Genomic DNA, 18,543 nt, shown 5'->3' with positions numbered 1-18,543 from the left:
CGGCCCCGGCCGGGGCCACAGGGTCGGCGGACGGGTGCCGGCCGAGCGGGGCGAACCGCTACCATGACGGGATGAACCCGGACTCATCCCCCGACGGCCTCCCCGGCAACGCGCCCCGCGACCTGCTGACCGTGGTGGTGGCCGCCTTCAACGAGGCCGACAGCCTGCCGCTGCTGCATCCGCGGGTGGCGGCCGTGCTCGACGCGCTGGCCGCCGACGGCGTCGGCGGTCGCGTGCTGTACGTCGACGACGGCAGCCGCGACGGCACCTGGGAGGTGCTGCAGGCGTTGGCGGCCGGCGATCCGCGGGTGGCGCTGCTGCGACTGTCGCGCAATTTCGGCAAGGAAGCGGCGCTGACCGCGGGCCTGGACCGGATCGAGACCGGTGCCGCGCTGATCCTCGACGCCGACGGGCAGGACCCGCCGGAGCTGATACCGCAGTTCGTCGCCAAATGGCGCGAGGGCTTCGACGACGTCCACGGCACCCGCATCGAGCGCGATGGCGAAGGCTGGATCAAGCGAGCGACCGCGCACGCCTTCTATCGGGTGATCGGGCGACTGTCGAAGACCCCGATCCCGCGCGATACCGGCGACTTCCGGCTGTTGTCGCCGCGCGCGCTGGCGGCGCTGCGGCAGCTGCGCGAGCGCCATCGCTTCATGAAGGGGTTGTTCGGCTGGGTCGGTTTCAACCGGATCTCGGTGCCCTACCAGCGCGACGCGCGCGTGGCCGGCCGCAGCAAGTTCAACCTGTGGCGGCTGTGGAACTTCGCGCTGGAGGGCATCACCAGCTTCTCGACCGCGCCGTTGCGGCTGGCGACCTATCTGGGCCTGCTGACGGCGGCGGTGGCGTTCGCCTACGGCGTCTTGATCATCGTCAAGGCGCTGGTGTGGAGCGATCCGGTGGCCGGCTGGCCGACGATGATGGCGGTGATCCTGTTCCTCGGCGGCGTGCAGCTGATCGCGCTTGGCCTGATCGGCGAATACCTCGGCCGGTTGTACGAGGAGGTCAAACAGCGGCCGCTGTACCTGGTCGAGTCCTGGCGGCCGGCGAGCGGGGCCGCGGATGCCGTGGTCGCGCCGGTCGTGACGGATCGCGTCGGTATCGACTGAGCGGACCGCGCCCGCTCCCGCGGGCGTTGCGTATTCACATGCGCGCGAACGCGGCCGGAGTATGCTCCTCGCAGGCCCCGGCTGGAGGAGTGTGCAGATGCGTACGGTTCGGCAGCTGCTCGAGGCGAAGTCCCCCGACATCCATTCGGTCCGTCCGGACGCGCCGGTGATCGACGCGATCCGCCTGATGGCCGAGAAGGGCATAGGTGCGGTCCTGGTGATGGACGGCGCGCGTCTGGCGGGCATCGTTTCCGAGCGCGACTACGCGCGCAAGGTGGTCCTGCAGGGGCGGGCGTCCGCGGATACGCCGGTCAGCGCGATCATGACCGCCGAGCTGATCACCGTCGATCTCGACGACACCGTCGACCGCTGCATGATGACCGTCACCGACCGCCGCATCCGCCACCTGCCGGTGGTGCGCGACGGCCACGTCGAGGGCGTGGTCTCGATCGGCGACCTGGTCAAGGCGGTGATCGAGGATCAGCAGCTGGAACTGGATCAGCTGCAGCGCTACATCGCCAGTTGAGGCGGCGCGGCGCGGCGCGCGCGTTCATTCATTCGATGGCCGCAGGAGCGGCGTGAGCCGCGATTCCCGGACTGCGCCCGGGAATTCCAGGAGCTTGCTGTGCGAACCTCGGGCCCGCAGTCGCCCCTCCCCCTATACGCGCCTGTGGCGCCGGGGGCTGGGCTCATGAGGCAGATACCGTCTTCGTAGGAGCGGCGTGAGCCGCGATGGGCTTTCCCGGGTGGCTGGGATCGCGGCCTATGCCGCGCCTACCCTCGCTCCGATGAGGGGCGCTCCCGGGGTGCCTGCGGGTCAGTGGTTCGGGGCCAGCACCTGCGCGGTCACCGCGACGAAGTGGCAGACGCTGCCGGCGACCACGAACAGGTGCCAGATCGCGTGCGAATAGCGCAGGCCCGGGCGGTGGTAGAACACCGTGCCCAGGGTGTAGCAGACACCGCCGGCCAGCAGCCAGCCGAAGGTCCAGTCGTCCAGGGCGACCAGCAGCGGCTTGATCGCGACGATCACCAGCCAGCCCATCGCGACGTAGATCGCGGTCGACAACAGTTTGAAGCGCCCGGTGAACAGCAGCTTGAAGACGACCCCGGCCAGGGCCAGGCTCCAGATCGCGATGAACAGGCCCCAGCCCCATGGACCGCGCAGTCCGATCAGGGTGAACGGGGTGTAGGTGCCGGCGATCAGCAGGTAGATCGCGCAGTGGTCGACGACCTTCAGCCGGGCCTTGGCGGCCGGATGCGGGATCGCGTGGTACAGGGTCGAGGCGAGGTAGAGCAACAGCAGGCAGATGCCGAACACGATCGCGCCGGCCAGTTGCCAGCCATCGCCGTAGACCGCGGCCAGGGTGATCAGCACCGATCCTCCGGCCAGCGCGGCGACCGCGCCCAGTCCGTGGGTCAGTGCATTGGCCAGCTCCTCGCGGAAGTGATGCGGGTGCGTGGCGGTGGAGGGGATCGCTGGGTGGGGGGCGTCCATGCCTGCATCCTACCGTGCGCCGGCGGATGGCGGTGCAACCCTCTATGATGGCGGCCCGCGCGGGGGTGACGGTCGCATTCCCGGAGCCCACCCCGTCCCAGTCCAGTCGCATCGTCCGATGATCGTTTCCCATCAGCACCGCTTCGTGTTCGCCGCGATCCCCAAGACCGGCACCCATTCCGTGCGCGAGGTCCTGCGCGAGCGGATGGGGCCGGGGGACCTGGAGCAGGTCGGCCTGTTCGTCAACAAGCGCTTCCCGTTTCCGGAGCTGGCGGCGATTCCACACGGCCACATCGGCCTGTCGCAGATCCGGCCGCATATCGGCGAGCAGGCGTTCGCGGACTATTTCAAGTTCGCGTTCGTGCGCAATCCGTTCGACCGTTTCGTCTCCTACTGCGCGTTCATGACCCGCGCCGGCGGCGAGTTCCAGCGCGAACCGCAGGCGGTGATGCGGCACGTGCTGTTCCGGCTGCGGCCGATGCACCATGTGTTGTTCCAGCCGCAATACAGCTTCCTGATCGGCGAGGACGGCGGGCTGCTCGCCGACCGGGTCGGCCGGGTCGAGGACATGCAGGCCTCGTTCGACGGGATCTGCGAACGCATCGGCATCGCGTCGGCGCCGTTGGGGCAGGTCAACAGCTCGCAGCGCGGCAGCTACCGGGACTACTATGACCAGGCCCTGATCGACGGCGTGTCGGAGCTGTACCGGCGCGACCTCGAACTGTTCGACTACGCGTTCTGACCCGCGATCCGGAGTACTTGCCGTGAATGCCCAGGCTCCGCCCAGCGTCCATCCCAATCCGCGCAAGACGAGCTCGATCCGGCGCCTGGGCCAGGTCGACATCGCCGCGCTGCGCGAGGCGGTGCTGGCGATCCCCGAGGCGGTCTGGGACGCGGAGAACGCCGGCAAACCGAACCGCTTCGACGCGCTCGACAGCACCCGCCACATCGTGTTCCGCTTCGTCGACGGCTTCCGCGACTGGCGCGGTTCGCACGACCGCCCGCTGTGGGCGGACTGGCGCCACCTGCTGGAACCGGTGCTGGCGCAGGCGGTCGCGCCCTACGGCTATGCCCGCGCCGACTTCCCGCGGGTGATGCTGGCGCGGATGGCGCCCGGCGGGGTGATCAAGCCGCACCGCGACGCCAACCCGGCGGCGAAGTGGCCGCACAAGATCCACGTGCCGCTGCTGACCCACGAGCGGGTGGTGTTCTACGTCGACGGTATCGGCTACCACTTCGCCGAGGGCGAGGCGGTCGAGGTCAACAACATGGGCGTGCATGCGGTGCAGAACGCCGGCGACGGCGACCGCATCCACCTGATTTTCGAGTACTACGACCTCGACCAGCCCGATCCCGACTGGGTCCACCTGATCGAATCGCCGGGCGCCTGAGGCCCGGCGATCCGGGGGGCTCAGTCCACCGCGACCGCGTGGGCGTGCTCGCGGGTGGCGAGGAACCCGACTTCCGGCGCGCGCTCCTGCGCCAGCTGCAGGTTGACCCGGGTCGGGGCCAGGTAGACCAGCTCGCCGGCGGCGTCGAGCGAGAGGTTCATCGCGTTCTTGTCGCGGAACTGCTCCAGGGTCTTTTCGTCGTCACAGCGGATCCAGCGCGCGGTGGCGACATTGACCGGCTCGAAGGTGGCCTCGACGCCGTACTCGTCCTTCAGCCGGTAGGCGACCACGTCGAACTGCAGCACGCCGACCGCGCCGAGGATCAGGTCGTTGCTCATCAGCGGCTTGAAGAACTGGGTCGCGCCCTCCTCCGACAGCTGCGCCAGCCCTTTCTGCAGCTGCTTGAGCTTGAGCGGGTCGCGCAGGCGCGCGCGGCGGAACAGTTCCGGGGCGAAGTTCGGGATGCCGGTGAAGGAGATCTTCTCGCCCTCGGTGAAGGTGTCGCCGATCGAGATCGTGCCGTGGTTGTGGATGCCGATCACGTCGCCCGGCCAGGCGTCCTCGGCGATTTCGCGGTCGCTGGCCATGAAGGTCAGCGCATTGGCCAGCTTCATGTCCTTGCCGCTGCGCACGTGGAAAGCCTTCATTCCGGCGCTGAAGCGGCCCGAACAGATCCGCATGAAGGCGACCCGGTCGCGGTGCTGCGGGTCCATGTTGGCCTGGATCTTGAACACGAAGCCCGACAGCTTGGTCTCGGTCGCGCCGACCTCGCGGGTGGTGGTCTCGCGAGGCTTCGGCGCCGGCGCGTGGTCGACGAAGAAGTCCAGCAGCAGCTGGACCCCGAAGTTGTTGACCGCTGAGCCGAAGAACACCGGGGTCAGCTCGCCGGCCAGGTACTTGCCGAGGTCGAACGGGTGCGAGGCGCCCTCGACCAGCTCCAGCTCGTCCTTCAGCTCGGCCAGCATCTGGCCGCCGATCCGCGCCTCCAGCGCCGGGTCGTCGACCGAGGCGAAGATGGTCGAGTCCTGGCGGGTGAAGTTGCGGCCCTGTTCGTACAGGTGCACCTCGCCGGTGACCAGGTGGACCACGCCCTTCAGGCGCTTGCCCATGCCGATCGGCCAGGTGATCGGCGCGCACTGGATGCCGAGCACGGTCTCGACCTCGTCGAGCAGCTCGATCGGGTCCTTGCCCTCGCGGTCGAGCTTGTTGATGAAGGTCATGATCGGCGTGTCGCGCAGCCGGCAGACCTCCATCAGCTTGATCGTGCGCTCCTCCACACCCTTGGCCACGTCGATCACCATCAGCGCCGAGTCGACCGCGGTCAGCACCCGGTAGGTGTCCTCGCCGAAGTCGGCGTGGCCGGGGGTGTCGAGCAGGTTGACGATGCGGCCCTCGTAGGGGAACTGCATCACCGAGCTGGTCACCGAGATGCCGCGCTCCTTCTCCAGCGCCATCCAGTCGGAGGTCGCGTGGCGGGCGGCCTTGCGGCCCTTGACCGAGCCGGCCATCTGGATCGCGCCGCCGAACAACAGCAGCTTTTCGGTCAGGGTGGTCTTGCCGGCATCGGGGTGCGAGATGATCGCGAAGGTGCGGCGCCGGGCGGCTTGCAGGGAAACGTCGGACATGCGGGCCGGGCGCGCGGGCGCCCTCGGGATGGAGACGGGGGCGGCAATTATAGACAACCCGGGGCGGGTCATCGCCGGGCGTGGAGGGGCGGGGCGGTTCTGGCCGTGGCGGCACGCGGCGCGATCCCCTGGCCTCGCCCCGGGGGAGCGTCAGGGCTTGCGCGGGCGGACTTCGGAGGATATCCGGTCGCGGCCGCATATCGCGCCCCGACTCAAGGGGCTGGGCCTCATGGCGCGGGAGCGGTGCAGGCCGAGATCCCGGGCTTTCCTGGCGGGCCGGCGGCGGCCCGGCCCGGGCTCAGTCGATCCCGAGCTTCTTGAGCTTGTAGCGCAACGCGCGGAAGGTGATCCCGAGCGCCTGCGCGGTACGGGTCTTGTTGTAGCGGTTTTCCTGCAGCGCGTGCTGGATCGCGGCGCGTTCGATCTCCTCGATGTACGAGGGCAGGGCGCTGGTGGCGGTGTCGCGCGGGTCGAGGCTGCGCGGGTCGACGCCGGCGGCGCGATTGTCGTCCTCCCGGCGCGGCAGGTGCAGATCGTCGGCGGTCAGCAGGTCGCCGTCGGCGAGCGCCAGGGCGCGTTCGAGGATGTTCTCCAGTTCGCGCACGTTGCCGGGGAACGGGTACTCGCGCAGCGCCTCGACCGCGTCGTCGTCCAGCATCGGCACCGGGCGGCCCTGGGCCTCGGACAGGCGTCCGAGGATCTTGGCCGACAGGCCGGGCAGGTCGTCGAGCCGCTCGCGCAGCGGCGGCACGCGCAGTTCGATCACGTTGATGCGGTAGTACAGGTCCTGGCGGAAGCGGCCTTCGGCGACCAGCTTGGACAGGTCCTTGTGGGTCGCCGAAAGAATGCGCACGTCGACCGGATTCTCGCTGTTGGCGCCGACCGCGCGCACCGATTTCTCCTGGATCGCACGCAGCAGCTTGACCTGCATCGGCAGCGGCAACTCGGCGACCTCGTCGAGGAACAGGGTGCCGCCGTCGGCGCTCTGGAACAGGCCGGGCTTGTCGGCGTGGGCGCCGGTGAAGCTGCCCTTCTTGTGGCCGAAGAACTCGCTCTCCATCAGCTCGCTGGGGATCGCGCCGCAGTTGACCGGCACGAACGGCCCCGATGCGCGGGCGCCCTCGGCGTGAATGGTGCGGGCGACCAGTTCCTTGCCGACGCCGGATTCGCCGGCGATGTAGACCGGCGCCTGGCTGCGGGCGACCTTGGCGATGGTCTGGCGCAGCGAGGCCATCGCCGGCGACTCGCCATACAGCCGCGAGGCGACCGCATCGGCGTCGGCCTTGCGCGCCTCCTGCAGATCCAGCGCGTGGCGGACCAGGTCGCGCAGCACGTTGAGGTCGACCGGCTTGGCGACGAAGTCGAACGCGCCGGCCTTCAGCGCCTCGACCGCGGCCTCGACGTTGCCGAACGCGGTGATCATCGCGACCGGGGTTTCCGGGTACTTCTGGCTGATGTCGCTGACGATCTCGATGCCGGAGCCGTCCGGCAGCCGCATGTCGGTCAGGCACAGGTCGTAGCGGTTGCGCTGCAGCTGGCTGCGCGCCTCGCCGACGCTGGCCGCGGTGTCGCAGCGCAGCCCCATCCGGCCCAGGGTCATCACCAGGAGCTCGCGGATGTCGCGTTCGTCGTCGACTATGAGTGCACTACGGGTTTCAGCCATCCTCTCCTCCGCCCGTCACGATAGCCGATGGGTGGGCGATGGGCCAAGCACCATCGCCCATGCAAACGCGTGTCACCCACGTAACGAGAACCCGGTGCGGCGCGCATGGGAACCGTGGCGGGACGGTAGCCGGCTGCCGGTCCAGTCCCCGTGAATGTCGATAGCCGAGGCCGGCGGGGAGTGCCGGCCTCGCGCCGGATGCTCAGCCGGCCGCGCCCGCACCCACAGCCGACCCCGAGGACCGGGTCTGCTCGCCCACGCCGGGCGTGAAGCGGATGCGGAAGCAGCTGCCCACGCCCGGCGTCGGCACGTACTCGAGGGTGGCCTGGTTGGCCCGGCACAGTTCGCGGGCGATATACAGCCCCAGGCCGGTGCCGTGCGGGGAGGTGGTGAAGAACGGGCGGAACAGCTGCAGGGCGACCCGCTCGGGAATGCCCGGGCCGCGGTCGATCACGTCGATCCGGTGACGGCCGCCGTTCTCGGCGGCGACATGGACGGTGACCCGCGCCGGCTCGCCGGGCTTGCGGCCGTACAGCAGGGCGTTGTGGACCAGCACGGTCAGCACCTGGTGGAGCTGGCGCGGGTCGACCAGCACGGTCGGTTGGGATTGGCTGGAGGTCGCGGTGAGGGTGTCGTTCTCGATCGGGTGGCCGGCCTGGTAATCCTCGATGAACTGGCGGGTCAGCGCGGCCAGGTCGACGTGCTCGGGCTTGGCGGGCTCGCGCCGGGCCAGTCCGAGGACGTTGTCGACGATGCCGTTCATGCGCATGCTCTGCTGGCGCACGATCTCCAGCAGGCGCCGGTCGGCCGGCCGGATGTCGTCGGACTCCTCCAGCAGTTGGACCGCATAGTTGATCGCGGCCAGCGGATTGCGGATCTCGTGGGCGAGGCTGGCGGAGAAGCGGCCCAGGGTCGCCAGGGTGATCGACTCGGCCCGCCGCGACACCAGCGAGGTGTCGTCCAGAAAGACCAGGGTCTGCTCGCTGCCGGCCAGCAGGCGGGTGAAGCGGGGCACCACCTCGGGCAGGTCCGGGCCCAGTTGCAGCGGGGTCTCGTCCTGCGCGGCGCCCTTGCGCCACGCGCCCAGGCGGCGGGCGAGCTCGGGCATCACGATGTCCAGGGCGACCTCGTCGCCCGGGCTGTGGCCGCCGAGCAGGCTGCTGGCCGCCTCGTTGGCCAGGCCGATCCGGTTGTGGCCGTTGACCAGCAGCACGCCGGTGCGCAGGCGGCGGATGATCAGCTCGTTGACCTCGACCAGGTGCGCGGTTTCCTCGCCCCGGCGCTCGGCCAGCTCCTGGCTGGCGCGCATCTGCCGGCCCAGCACGCTGGTCAGGGTGGCCATTGCCATGTAGCCGACGGCGAACATCAGCGGCTCCACCAGCGAGCCGTGCGAGGACTGCTCCTCGATCACCCCGGTCCACAGGTGCTCGGCGATCAGTCCCGCCACCGCCACCAGCGCGACCCCGATGCCGTAGCGGGTCGGCAACAGCAGGGCCGCGGCGCCGATGTTGAAGATCAGCATCAGCGCGATGCCGGTGCCGGCGACCGGGACCGCATGGATCGCGAGCAGGCCGAAGAACAGGTCGGCGCTGATCCCGGCCAGGGTGCTGATGCGCAGGTCGCCCTTGCGGCCGAACACGAACAGCAGGGCGGCGACGAAGCCATAGGCGATCGCCAGCGCGCGCGCGAACAGCTCGTGGCGAGGCGCCGGCAGCTGGTCGGCGATGGGGCCGAACAGCACCAGCAGCAGCATCGCCGCCTCAAGCAGGCGGTACAGCGTATAGAAATGGAGTTCGCGGCGAAGTGCCTTGTCGGCATCGGCGACTTGCAAAGCGGCAATTCGAAGCGGCAAAGGCAGCGTCCCCGGTGCGTGTCCCGCCACGAGTATAGGCACCGGGCGCCTGGCGGTGTGTGACGGCGGCGGCCCCGGAGACGGCGCGCCGGCGGGCGCCGGGGGCGGCGGACGGGCCGGGTTTTGCCCGACACGCCGCGATCGGCGACAATGGCGGGCCCCCTCGCGCCCGCACCGCCTTGTCGGCCGCCGCCGCGTGGGACGTCTGTTCAACTCCCCTCGGTGACGCATGAACTTTCACGAATACCAGGCAAAGCAGCTCTTTGCCGACTACGGCATCGCAGTGCCGACCGGGCGCGTAGCCCGCACCCCGGACGAGGCCGTCGCGGCCGCCAAGGAAATCCCGGGCGACTTGTGGGTGGTCAAGGCGCAGATCCACGCCGGTGGCCGCGGCAAGGCCGGCGGCGTCAAGCTGGCCAAGAACTTCGACGAGGTCCGCGAGTACGCCAAGGCGATGCTCGGCACCAAGATGGCGACCTACCAGACCGCCGGCGTCGAACTGCCGATCGACACGGTGCTGATCTCCGAAGGCACCGACATCGCCAACGAGCTGTACCTGTCGGTGCTGGTCGACCGCGACACCCAGTCGATCACCTTCATCGCGTCCGCCGAGGGCGGCATGGACATCGAGCAGGTCGCGGCCGAGAAGCCCGAGGCCATCCACACGCTCAATGTGAACTACGTCGAGGGCCTGCAGCCGTACCAGTGCCGCGAGCTGGGCTTCGCGATGGGCCTGAACGCCAAGCAGGTCGGCCAGCTGAGCAAGATCATGCTGGGCCTGTACCGGCTGTTCAACGAGAAGGACCTGGCCCTGGTCGAACTGAACCCGCTGGCCATCCTCACCAACGGCGATCTGGCCGTGCTCGACGGCAAGATCAACAGCGACGACAACGCGACCTTCCGCCACAAGGACCTGGCCGCGATGCGCGACATCCGCCAGGAGGACGAGACCGAGGTGCTGGCCAGCCAGCACGACCTCAACTACGTCACCATGGACGGCAACATCGGCTGCATGGTCAACGGCGCCGGCCTGGCGATGGCGACCATGGACGTGATCAAGCTCAACGGCGGCGAGCCGGCGAACTTCCTCGACGTCGGCGGCGGCGCCACCAAGGAGCGCGTGACCGAGGCGTTCAAGCTGATCCTGTCCAGCGACAAGGTCAAGGCGATCTTCGTCAACATCTTCGGCGGCATCGTCCGCTGCGACATGATCGCCGAGGGCATCATCGCCGCGGTCAAGGAAGTCGACGTCAAGGTCCCGGTGATCGTGCGCCTGGAAGGCACCAACGTCGAGGCCGGCAAGGACCTGCTGAAGAACTCCGGCCTGGCGATCACTCCCGCCGACGACATCAACGACGGCGCCAAGAAGGCCGTCGCCGCCGTCGCCGCCTGAGGATCGCTGCGGGCGCCAAGCGGTTCCTCCAGCCCCCTTGAATCAAGGGGGCGACCCCGCGCAGGGCGCGGGGTTGGGGGATCCGGAGGCCGCTCCGGAGGACATCGGCAAGCCGATGTCCGAAGCATCCGAAGCCAGTCAACAACAAGTTTCCAGGGACTACCAGAATGTCCGTACTTATCAATCGCAACACCAAGGTGATCGTGCAGGGCTTCACCGGCTCGCAGGGCACCTTCCACGCCCAGCAGATGCTCGACTACGGCACCCAGGTCGTCGGCGGCGTCACTCCGGGCAAGGGCGGCACCGAGCACCTCGGCCTGCCGGTCTTCAACACCGTCGCCGAGTCGGTCAAGGCCACCGGCGCCAACGCCTCGGTCATCTACGTGCCGCCGCCGTTCGCGGCCGACGCGATCCTCGAGGCCGCTGCGGCCGGCATCAAGGTGATCGTCTGCATCACCGAGGGCATCCCGGTGCTCGACATGCTGCGGGTCAAGAACGTGCTCAAGGGCCACGACGACGTCGTCCTGGTCGGCCCGAACTGCCCCGGCGTGATCACCCCGGGCGAGTGCAAGATCGGCATCATGCCGGGCCACATCCATCAGCCGGGCAAGATCGGCATCGTCTCGCGTTCGGGCACGCTGACCTACGAAGCGGTCAAGCAGACCACCGACGTCGGCCTCGGCCAGTCGACCTGCATCGGCATCGGCGGCGACCCGATCAACGGCACCAACTTCATCGACGCGCTGAAGCTGTTCCAGGACGACCCGCAGACCGAGGGCATCATCATGGTCGGCGAGATCGGCGGTTCGGCCGAGGAAGAAGCGGCCGAGTACATCGCCAAGCACGTGACCAAGCCGGTGGTCGGTTTCATCGCCGGCGCCAGCGCCCCGAAGGGCAAGCGCATGGGTCACGCCGGCGCGATCGCCTCGGGCGGTTCGGGCACCGCCGAGGGCAAGTTCGCGGCGATGGAGAAGGCCGGCGTCACCACGGTGAAGTCGCCGGGCGATCTCGGCGCGGCGATCGCCAAGCGCCTGGCGAAGTAAGCCTGTCGCCAATTGCAGTTCCGACAAGGGCCGCCCGCGAGGCGGCCCTTGTTTTTTGCGGCATTGCCGGAGGCGTCATAGATTCGCCACGCCGCCATCCACCTGCAGTTCGCTGCCGACGACGAAGGCGGACTCGTCCGAAGCCAGGAACACCGCGGCCTGGGCCAGCTCCGTCGGCGTACCGAGCCTGCCGAGCGGGACCAGTTGCTCGATCCGCGCGACCATCGCTTCTCGCTCGGCCCCCGACAGACCGAGGCGATCGAACGCGGAAGTCGCCGTCGGCCCCGGGCTGAGGCCGTTGACGCGGATGCCGCGACCGATCCACTCGCCCGATAGCGTGCGGGCCAGCGACAACAGCGCCGCCTTGCTCGCCGCATACGCATTGCTCTGCGGCAGGCCGATGTGGGCGCTGACCGAGCCGCACAGGATCACCGAGGCCGGATCGGCCAGCAGTGGCGACAGCGCCTGCAGCAGGAAGAAGGGGCCTTTCAGGTTGATCGCCATCAGGCGCTCGTAGGCGGCCTCGTCCCAGTCCTCGATTCGCCGATGGGTGACGTCGGCCGCGTTCACGAACACCACGTCCAGTCGGCCCCAGTGCTGCGCCAGTTGCCGCGCCAGTTCGCGCTGATCGTCGATCGCACCCGCATCGCAGCCGATCGCGATCGCCTGCGGGCCGAGGGCCAGGCGCGCGGCCTCCAGCGCCTGCGGTTGCCGGCCGGTGATCGCCACCCGCGCGCCTTCGGCGACGAACCGCCGAGCCGTTTCCAGTCCGATGCCGGCGCTGGCGCCGGTGATCAATGCATGTTTGCCTTCGAGTCTGCCCATGGCCTGCTCCTGTGGTGGGGAGCGGCATCGTCGGCGTACTGGTATCCAAAGTATAGTAGGCACCAATTTGATACCAGGTAGGCGAAAGCCGCGCCATGAACCCACGCAAGACTTCCGCGTCCGCGTCCGCTCCGGACCTCGCCGCCGTCCCTGTGCCGGATTGCCCGATGTTGCGCTTCGTCGACCTGGTATCCGGCAAGTGGGCGATCCCGATCCTGTATCGCTTGATCGTCAGCGGCGGCCCGATCCGGTTCAGCGAGCTGCAACGTGCGGTCGCACCGATCACCCAGAAGGAGCTGACCCGCCACCTGCGCGCCTTCGAGCGCAAGGGGCTGGTTGAACGCACGGTGCATGCCGAGGTTCCGGTGCGGGTCGAGTACCGCGTCACCGGACTGGGCCTGACGTTGGAGCAGCCGCTGGCCGCGCTGGCCGACTGGGCGGATGCCCACTCGGCACGCCTCGGCGGCGGCCATTGATATCATCGTCGCTCTATCAAGCTGCAGGCATGGCTCCACGATGGCTTCGCTTCGAATTGCGATGGCCCAGTTCGACTTCCCGGTCGGCGCGGTCCGCGACAACGCCACCCGCATCCTGGCGATGATCAACGAGGCGCGCGACGAGTACGGCGCCCAGGTGGTGCTGTTTCCCGAGCTGGCGCTGAGCGGCTATCCGCCGGAAGACCTGCTGATGCGACCGGGATTCCTGGTCGATTGCCACGACGCGCTGGAGTCGATCGCCGCCCAGGTCAGCGGCATCACCGCGGTGGTGGGCTGGCCGCAGGCCGCCGGCAGCGTGGTCTACAACGCCGCCAGCGTGCTGTGCGACGGTCGCGTCACCCACACCTACCGCAAGCGCGAGCTGCCCAACTACGCGGTATTCGACGAGCGCCGCTACTTCACCGTCGATCCCGACGGCGAGGCCTGCGTGTTCGAGGTCGAAGGCGTGCGGGTCGGGGTGGTGATCTGCGAGGACCTGTGGTTCGCCGAGCCGGTCGCCGAGGCCGTCGCCGCCGGCGCCGAGCTGATGCTGGTGCCCAATGCCTCGCCGTTCGAGCGCGACAAGCACGCCGATCGCGACGCTCTGATCGGCCGCCGCATCCGCGAGAGCCGCGCGCACGGTCCCGGCGTCGGCGTGGCCTACCTCAACGTGGTCGGCGGCCAGGACGCGCTGATGTTCGACGGCGCCTCGGTGGTCGCCGATGCCGACGGCAGCGTGCACCCGGCGGCGGCGGCGTTCACCGACCAGTGGCTGGTGGTCGACTTCGACCGCGAGCAGCGCAGCTTCATGCCGGTGCAGTGGATGGACGACGGCGACGAGAGTCGCGACGCGCTGGCCTGGCGCGCGGTGGTACGGGGGGTGCAGGACTACTGCCGCAAGAATGGTTTCGGCAAGGTCTGGCTGGGGCTGTCCGGCGGCATCGACTCGTCGATCGTGCTGGCGATCGCGGTCGACGCGCTGGGGGCCGGGAACGTCACCGCGGTGCGGATGCCCTCGCGCTACACCGCCGACCTGTCCAACGACCTGGCCCAGGTGCAGTGCGCCTCGCTCGGGGTGAAGCTGATGACGCTGCCGATCGAGAAGCCGTTCCAGGGCTTTCTGGACGCGCTGGCGGAGACGTTCGAAGGGGTGGCGGTCGACACCACCGAGGAGAACCTGCAGTCGCGCACCCGTGGCGCGCTGCTGATGGCGCTAAGCAACAAGTTCGGCGGGCTGTTGCTGACCACCGGCAACAAGAGCGAGTACGCGGTCGGCTACGCGACCATCTATGGCGACATGTGCGGCGGCTACGCGCCGATCAAGGACCTCTACAAGACCGAGGTCTACGCGTTGGCGCGCTGGCGCAACACCGTCGGCGGCAGTGCGCCGCATGGTGGCATGGTGATTCCGCAGGAGGTGATCGACCGGCCGCCGTCGGCCGAGCTGCGCGCCGACCAGAAGGACCAGGATTCGCTGCCGCCGTACGACGTGCTGGACGCGATCCTGCTGCGCTATGTCGACCAGGAGCAGTCGCGCGACGACATCGTCTCGGCCGGCTACGACGCGGCGACCGTCGACAAGGTGCTGCGGCTGGTGCGGATCAGCGAGTGGAAGCGGCATCAGTCCGCGCCCGGACCGAAGGTCTCGCGGCGCGCGTTCAGCCGCGAGCGCCGCTACCCGATCACCAACGGCTACAAGGCCTAGGCGCCCGCTGGCCGCGGACGAACCGTTCGAGGCCGGCGGTCACCGCAGACTCGCCATCGCGGCGCCGGCCGCCGGAGCGATGGCGCCGCGGAGTGACGGCCTCAGTCGGCGAGGCGCACGGCGCCGCCGCTGACGCTGATCGGACCGGTGGCCGGGATGTCCACGTTCAGCAGGCTGGGGCGGCCCATGTCCACGCCCTGGTGGATCACGACGCGGATCGGTGCCGTCACCAGCGCGAGGTCGCGCAGATAGGCGCCGAAGGCCGCCGCGGCGGCGCCGGTAGCCGGGTCCTCGACCACGCCGCCGACCGGGAACGGGTTGCGGGCGTGGAATACCGTGTCCGACTCCCGCCAGACCAGGTCGACCGTGGTCAGGTCCGCGGCCAGCATGCAGTCCTTGAGCGCCTGGAAGTCGTAGTCCAGCGCGGCCAGGCGCTCGCGCGAGCCGGCCGCCAGGATCAGATGGCGCGCGCCGGCGAAGGCCACCCGTGGCGGCAGCGCCGGGTCCAGGTCCCGTTGCGACCAGCCCAGCGCCGTCAGCGCACCGTCCAGCAGCGCGTCCGGGGCGTCGTACAGATGCGGCGGCACGCTGGTCAGTGTGGCCTGGATGCCGGCGGCCTCGCGCCGGGTCGTCACCGGCACCGTGCCGGCCCGGGTCTGGAACACGAAGTCGCGCGGCCCGACCCGCTCGGCGAGCGCGACCGCCGCGGCGATGGTGGCGTGGCCGCAGAACGGCACTTCGGCCAGCGGACTGAAGTAGCGGACCGCGTAGCGGTCGGGTTCCGTGGCGGGATGCAGGAAGGCGGCTTCCGAGTATCCCAGTTCGGCGGCGATGGACTGCATCAGGGGCTCGTCCAGGACCACGTCGGTGACGACGACGCCGGCCGGGTTGCCGCCGTCGCGGGTGTCGGTGAAGGCGGTGTAGCGCAGTGGGATGGGTGCTCTCATCGAGGGGCTCGTGGGTGCGGGGTCATCCTTGACTTGCCGCCGCCGCGGGGACGGAACAACGACAGGTCTGGATCACTGCGTGCCACGGATACTGCGAATCGGCGTTCGCCGCCCGCGCCCCGAGCCAGGCCCGCGCCAACGAAAACGCCGCCCCGGAGGGCGGCGCTGTCGTCGATCGAGGCGCGGCGCCCCGACTCAGTCCATGTTGTCCAGGGCCGACTTCTCGCCCGCGAACGGGTTCAGCTTGCGCCAGTCGCCCGGGTAGTCCGGCCAATCGCCCTTGAGGTAGGGGTGGTCGGGCGCCTGCTGCTGCAGGGTCGCGCGCGCGCTGGCGGCCAGCGCCTCGTTGCCCAGGCCCTCGTAGGCGGCGGCGAGGGTGGCGACCGCGTCGTTCTGGTACTTGCTGTCCGGGTAGGTCTCCATCAGCGTGGTGGCCCGGCTGGCGGCGGCGACGTAGGCGGTGCGGCGCAGGTAGTACAGCGCCACGTCCATCTCGTGGCGGGCGAAGATGTCGCGCAGGTCGTTCATCCGCGACCGCGCGTCGGCGGCGTAGCGGCTGTTCGGGTAGCGGTCGACCACCAGCTTGAAGTCGTTGTAGGCCTGGCGCGGGGTGTCCAGGTCGCGGCGGCTGGCGTCCAGGCGCCAGACCCGCTGCAGGAACACCGCGTCGCGGCTGGAGTTGGCCAGGCCGCGCAGGTAGTACATGTAGGCGGCGTTGCGGTGGGTCGGATAGGTGCGCAGGAAGCGGTCGATGCTGCTGACCGCGTCGTCGTGCTTGCCGGCCTTGTACTGGGCGTAGGCGGTCTCGACCAGGGCCTGCTCGGTGTACTGGCCGTACGGATACTGCGCGACCAGCCGCTTGAACGTGATCTCGGCCGAGGCCCAGTTGCCGTTGCGCATCGATTTCTGGGCCTTCTCGTAGAGGGCCTCGACCGGCTGGCCTTCGTCGCTGTCCTTGTCCTTGTCGCGGGAGCAGCCGGTTGCCAGCAGGGTGGCGATCACCAGTGCCGCGGCCAGGCGGGGCAGGGGGCGGACGAGGATGGAACCGGAGGTGGAGCTTGGAGTCATGGCAGGCTTGGACGGGCGCCGGAGGCACGAACTGCCGATAATAGCAGTCCGGGCCAACCTGGCCTTAATCGAAGCCGAGGCCCCTGACCGCATGAGCGATGCAACCCCCGCATTGACCGCCACCGTCCCCGACAGCGCTTCCGGGCGCCGCTTCGACGCGGTGCTGGCCGAGCTGTTCCCGGACTACTCGCGCTCGCGGCTGGCGGCCTGGATCAAGTCCGGCGACGCCCGTCTCGACGGTCGCCAGGTCCGTCCGCGCGACCCGGTGCGTGGCGGCGAGACGGTCACCGTGAAGGTGATCGAGGAGGTCCAGACCCACTCGCAGCCGGAGGACATCCCGCTGGAGGTGCTGTACGAGGACGAGCACGTCATCGTGATCGACAAGCCGCCGGGCCTGGTCGTCCACCCCGGCGCCGGCAACCCCGCCGGCACCCTGGTCAATGCCCTGCTGCACCGCGATCCGGCGCTGGACAAGCTGCCGCGCGCCGGCATCGTCCATCGCCTCGACAAGGACACCTCGGGGGTGATGGTGGTCGCCCGCACCCTGGTCGCGCATACCGCGCTGGTCGAGCAGCTGTCGGCGCGCGAAGTGCACCGCCAGTACCTGGCGGTGGTGGTCGGTGCGATGGTTGCCGGCGGCACCGCCGACGCTCCGATCGACCGCCATCCGCGCGATCGCATCCGCATGGCGGTGCGCGAGGACGGCCGCGAGGCGGTGACCCACTACCGCCTGCGCGAGCGTTTTCGCGCCCACACCCTGGTCGAGTGCCGGCTGGAAACCGGCCGCACCCACCAGATCCGCGTGCACATGGCCCACATCAAGTACCCGATCGTCGGCGATCCGATGTACGGCGGTCCGCTGAAGTTGCCCAGGGGCGCCACCGCGGAGCTGGTCGAGGCCCTGCGCGGGTTCCGTCGCCAGGCCCTGCACGCCCAGACGCTGGAGTTCGCCCATCCGGTCAGCGGCGAGGCGGTGCGCTGCAGCGCGCCGATGCCCGCGGACATGCGGGCGCTGGTGAAGGCGCTGCAGGACGACAGCCGCGCCGCCGCCGAGGCCGGACGCTGACGTGGCCGCGGCAAGGTCCTGGCCGCGGCCATGGCTGGAGGCCGACTGGCCGGCGCCGGCGGGCGTGCGCGCCTTGACCACCCTGCGCCATGGTGCCGGCGGCTCGGCGCCGCCGTTCGACAGCTTCAACCTCGGTCTGCGCTGCGGCGACGACTCCGCCAGCGCGATCGCCAACCGCCGGGTCCTGGGCGAGTTGGCCGGGTTGCCGTCGTCGCCGTGCTGGTTGCGCCAGGTCCATGGGACCCGGGTCGAGCGGCTCGACGCCGGGCCGGCCGGCGCCGATGAGCCGGAGGCGGACGCGGCGGTGACCGCGACCGTCGGGACCGTGGTGGCGATCCAGACCGCCGACTGCCTGCCGGTGTTGTTCTGCGCCGACGACGGCGGCGAGGTCGCCGGCGCCCACGCCGGCTGGCGCGGTCTGGCTGCCGGTGTGCTGGAGGCCACGGTCGCGGCGATGCGCACGCCGCCGGCGCGGCTGCTGGCCTGGCTGGGGCCGGCGGCGGGGCCGCAGGCCTATGAGATCGGCGCCGAGGTTCGCGACGTCTTCGTCGGCGCCGATGCGCAGGCTGCCGAGGCCTTCACTCCGACCCGCGCGAGGCACTGGCGGGTCGATCTGTACGCACTCGCGCGGCGGCGCCTGTGCGCGGCGGGGTTGGACGCCGGACGCATCCATGGCGGCGGCCTGTGCACGATCTCCGATCCGCAACGGTTCTTCTCGCACCGCCGCGATGGCCGCAGTGGCCGCATGGCCTCGCTGGTGTGGATCGCACCGGTTGCCGGCGCGGATGCATGAGCCGTCGGCGGTGCTGGTCTATGCTGCCCGACCGCCGTCCCACCGGCAGCCCGCAGTCCCGGGAGTCGCAATGAGCATCCCCCACGAACGGC

16 protein-coding genes and 2 pseudogenes are annotated in these 18,543 nt (G+C 69.9%); 10 read left to right on the top strand and 8 right to left on the bottom strand.

Annotated elements, in window-relative coordinates:
* Positions 1 to 71 precede the first annotated feature (71 nt).
* Both C9I47_RS13975 and C9I47_RS13970 read left to right on the top strand, forming a co-directional pair.
* Positions 72 to 1,109 (top strand): glycosyltransferase family 2 protein, encoded by a 1,038-nt coding sequence (locus tag C9I47_RS13975; RefSeq protein WP_111267293.1) that lies wholly within the window; start codon positions 72 to 74, stop codon positions 1,107 to 1,109.
* 97 nt (positions 1,110 to 1,206) lie between these two features.
* On the top strand, positions 1,207 to 1,635 hold the full coding sequence (locus C9I47_RS13970; protein WP_111267292.1) for a CBS domain-containing protein: 429 nt from the start codon (positions 1,207 to 1,209) through the stop codon (positions 1,633 to 1,635).
* Between the two features lie 291 nt (positions 1,636 to 1,926).
* Here the strand turns inward: C9I47_RS13970 and trhA are convergent, their stop codons facing one another.
* The gene (gene trhA / locus C9I47_RS13965; protein WP_111267291.1) at positions 1,927 to 2,604 is read right to left on the bottom strand and encodes a PAQR family membrane homeostasis protein TrhA; all 678 of its coding nucleotides are present in this window, start codon (positions 2,602 to 2,604) and stop codon (positions 1,927 to 1,929) included.
* Between the two features lie 118 nt (positions 2,605 to 2,722).
* Between trhA and C9I47_RS13960 the strand changes: the two genes are divergently transcribed.
* Positions 2,723 to 3,346: a sulfotransferase family 2 domain-containing protein gene (locus C9I47_RS13960; RefSeq protein WP_111267290.1), complete on the top strand. Its 624-nt coding sequence runs from the start codon at positions 2,723 to 2,725 to the stop codon at positions 3,344 to 3,346.
* Positions 3,347 to 3,368: 22 nt separating this feature from the next.
* Positions 3,369 to 3,995, top strand: coding sequence for an aspartyl/asparaginyl beta-hydroxylase domain-containing protein (locus C9I47_RS13955; protein ID WP_111267289.1), 627 nt, complete (start codon positions 3,369 to 3,371; stop codon positions 3,993 to 3,995).
* A 20-nt stretch (positions 3,996 to 4,015) separates the two neighbouring features.
* Here the strand turns inward: C9I47_RS13955 and C9I47_RS13950 are convergent, their stop codons facing one another.
* From C9I47_RS13950 to C9I47_RS13940, 4 genes and pseudogenes are all read right to left on the bottom strand, one after another.
* Positions 4,016 to 5,620 (bottom strand): peptide chain release factor 3, encoded by a 1,605-nt coding sequence (locus C9I47_RS13950; protein ID WP_111267288.1) that lies wholly within the window; start codon positions 5,618 to 5,620, stop codon positions 4,016 to 4,018.
* Between the two features lie 298 nt (positions 5,621 to 5,918).
* A pseudogene (locus tag C9I47_RS18295) lies at positions 5,919 to 6,077 on the bottom strand (helix-turn-helix domain-containing protein); the annotation flags it as partial.
* 63 nt (positions 6,078 to 6,140) lie between these two features.
* Positions 6,141 to 7,283, bottom strand: a pseudogene (locus tag C9I47_RS13945) (sigma-54-dependent transcriptional regulator); the annotation flags it as partial.
* A 202-nt stretch (positions 7,284 to 7,485) separates the two neighbouring features.
* On the bottom strand, positions 7,486 to 9,123 hold the full coding sequence (locus C9I47_RS13940) for a sensor histidine kinase (protein ID WP_407067526.1): 1,638 nt from the start codon (positions 9,121 to 9,123) through the stop codon (positions 7,486 to 7,488).
* A 241-nt stretch (positions 9,124 to 9,364) separates the two neighbouring features.
* Here C9I47_RS13940 and sucC point away from each other — a divergent pair, with 241 nt between their 5' ends.
* Entirely contained in the window at positions 9,365 to 10,528 is a 1,164-nt protein-coding gene (gene sucC, locus C9I47_RS13935; protein ID WP_111267286.1) for an ADP-forming succinate--CoA ligase subunit beta, read from the top strand.
* A 167-nt stretch (positions 10,529 to 10,695) separates the two neighbouring features.
* Entirely contained in the window at positions 10,696 to 11,571 is an 876-nt protein-coding gene (gene sucD, locus C9I47_RS13930; protein WP_111267285.1) for a succinate--CoA ligase subunit alpha, read from the top strand.
* Between the two features lie 75 nt (positions 11,572 to 11,646).
* On the opposite strand, the gene C9I47_RS13925 is transcribed toward sucD, so the two are convergent.
* The gene (locus tag C9I47_RS13925) at positions 11,647 to 12,396 is read right to left on the bottom strand and encodes an SDR family oxidoreductase (RefSeq protein WP_111267284.1); all 750 of its coding nucleotides are present in this window, start codon (positions 12,394 to 12,396) and stop codon (positions 11,647 to 11,649) included.
* A 167-nt stretch (positions 12,397 to 12,563) separates the two neighbouring features.
* Here C9I47_RS13925 and C9I47_RS13920 point away from each other — a divergent pair, with 167 nt between their 5' ends.
* Both C9I47_RS13920 and C9I47_RS13915 read left to right on the top strand, forming a co-directional pair.
* Positions 12,564 to 12,872 carry a winged helix-turn-helix transcriptional regulator gene (locus C9I47_RS13920; protein ID WP_223250147.1) on the top strand — a complete coding sequence of 103 codons (309 nt, stop codon included), beginning with the start codon at positions 12,564 to 12,566 and terminating at the stop codon, positions 12,870 to 12,872.
* Positions 12,873 to 12,912: 40 nt separating this feature from the next.
* The gene (locus C9I47_RS13915) at positions 12,913 to 14,577 is read left to right on the top strand and encodes an NAD+ synthase (RefSeq protein ID WP_111267282.1); all 1,665 of its coding nucleotides are present in this window, start codon (positions 12,913 to 12,915) and stop codon (positions 14,575 to 14,577) included.
* A 101-nt stretch (positions 14,578 to 14,678) separates the two neighbouring features.
* Here C9I47_RS13915 and C9I47_RS13910 read toward each other — a convergent pair whose 3' ends face one another.
* Both C9I47_RS13910 and C9I47_RS13905 read right to left on the bottom strand, forming a co-directional pair.
* Complete coding sequence (locus C9I47_RS13910; protein ID WP_111267281.1) at positions 14,679 to 15,524, bottom strand: PhzF family phenazine biosynthesis protein; 846 nt, start codon at positions 15,522 to 15,524, stop codon at positions 14,679 to 14,681.
* A 195-nt stretch (positions 15,525 to 15,719) separates the two neighbouring features.
* Positions 15,720 to 16,592 carry an outer membrane protein assembly factor BamD gene (locus C9I47_RS13905; protein ID WP_111267280.1) on the bottom strand — a complete coding sequence of 291 codons (873 nt, stop codon included), beginning with the start codon at positions 16,590 to 16,592 and terminating at the stop codon, positions 15,720 to 15,722.
* A 91-nt stretch (positions 16,593 to 16,683) separates the two neighbouring features.
* On the opposite strand from C9I47_RS13905, the gene rluD reads away from it, so the two are divergent.
* The gene (rluD, locus tag C9I47_RS13900; RefSeq protein ID WP_111267279.1) at positions 16,684 to 17,658 is read left to right on the top strand and encodes a 23S rRNA pseudouridine(1911/1915/1917) synthase RluD; all 975 of its coding nucleotides are present in this window, start codon (positions 16,684 to 16,686) and stop codon (positions 17,656 to 17,658) included.
* 1 nt (position 17,659) lies between these two features.
* Entirely contained in the window at positions 17,660 to 18,451 is a 792-nt protein-coding gene (gene pgeF, locus C9I47_RS13895; RefSeq protein ID WP_111267278.1) for a peptidoglycan editing factor PgeF, read from the top strand.
* Positions 18,452 to 18,543 lie beyond the last annotated feature (92 nt).

The organism is Marilutibacter maris (genome assembly GCF_003233695.1).
Lineage (GTDB): Bacteria > Pseudomonadota > Gammaproteobacteria > Xanthomonadales > Xanthomonadaceae > Marilutibacter > Marilutibacter maris.
Note: the sequence above shows the minus strand (reverse complement) of the source record. Positions and strands in the feature narration are given on the sequence as shown.

Bases quoted from the DNA above. Each gene is read 5' to 3' on its own strand.
- C9I47_RS13975 (WP_111267293.1), top strand. From the start codon at position 72: ATGAACCCGGACTCATCCCCCGACGGCCTCCCCGGCAACGCGCCCCGC.
- sucD (WP_111267285.1), top strand. From the start codon at position 10,696: ATGTCCGTACTTATCAATCGCAACACCAAGGTGATCGTGCAGGGCTTC.
- C9I47_RS13950 (WP_111267288.1), bottom strand. From the start codon at position 5,620: ATGTCCGACGTTTCCCTGCAAGCCGCCCGGCGCCGCACCTTCGCGATC.
- C9I47_RS13925 (WP_111267284.1), bottom strand. From the start codon at position 12,396: ATGGGCAGACTCGAAGGCAAACATGCATTGATCACCGGCGCCAGCGCC.
- C9I47_RS13905 (WP_111267280.1), bottom strand. From the start codon at position 16,592: ATGACTCCAAGCTCCACCTCCGGTTCCATCCTCGTCCGCCCCCTGCCC.
- C9I47_RS13920 (WP_223250147.1), top strand. From the start codon at position 12,564: ATGTTGCGCTTCGTCGACCTGGTATCCGGCAAGTGGGCGATCCCGATC.
- C9I47_RS13960 (WP_111267290.1), top strand. From the start codon at position 2,723: ATGATCGTTTCCCATCAGCACCGCTTCGTGTTCGCCGCGATCCCCAAG.
- C9I47_RS13910 (WP_111267281.1), bottom strand. From the start codon at position 15,524: ATGAGAGCACCCATCCCACTGCGCTACACCGCCTTCACCGACACCCGC.
- C9I47_RS13970 (WP_111267292.1), top strand. From the start codon at position 1,207: ATGCGTACGGTTCGGCAGCTGCTCGAGGCGAAGTCCCCCGACATCCAT.
- trhA (WP_111267291.1), bottom strand. From the start codon at position 2,604: ATGGACGCCCCCCACCCAGCGATCCCCTCCACCGCCACGCACCCGCAT.
- rluD (WP_111267279.1), top strand. From the start codon at position 16,684: ATGAGCGATGCAACCCCCGCATTGACCGCCACCGTCCCCGACAGCGCT.
- sucC (WP_111267286.1), top strand. From the start codon at position 9,365: ATGAACTTTCACGAATACCAGGCAAAGCAGCTCTTTGCCGACTACGGC.
- C9I47_RS13915 (WP_111267282.1), top strand. From the start codon at position 12,913: ATGGCTTCGCTTCGAATTGCGATGGCCCAGTTCGACTTCCCGGTCGGC.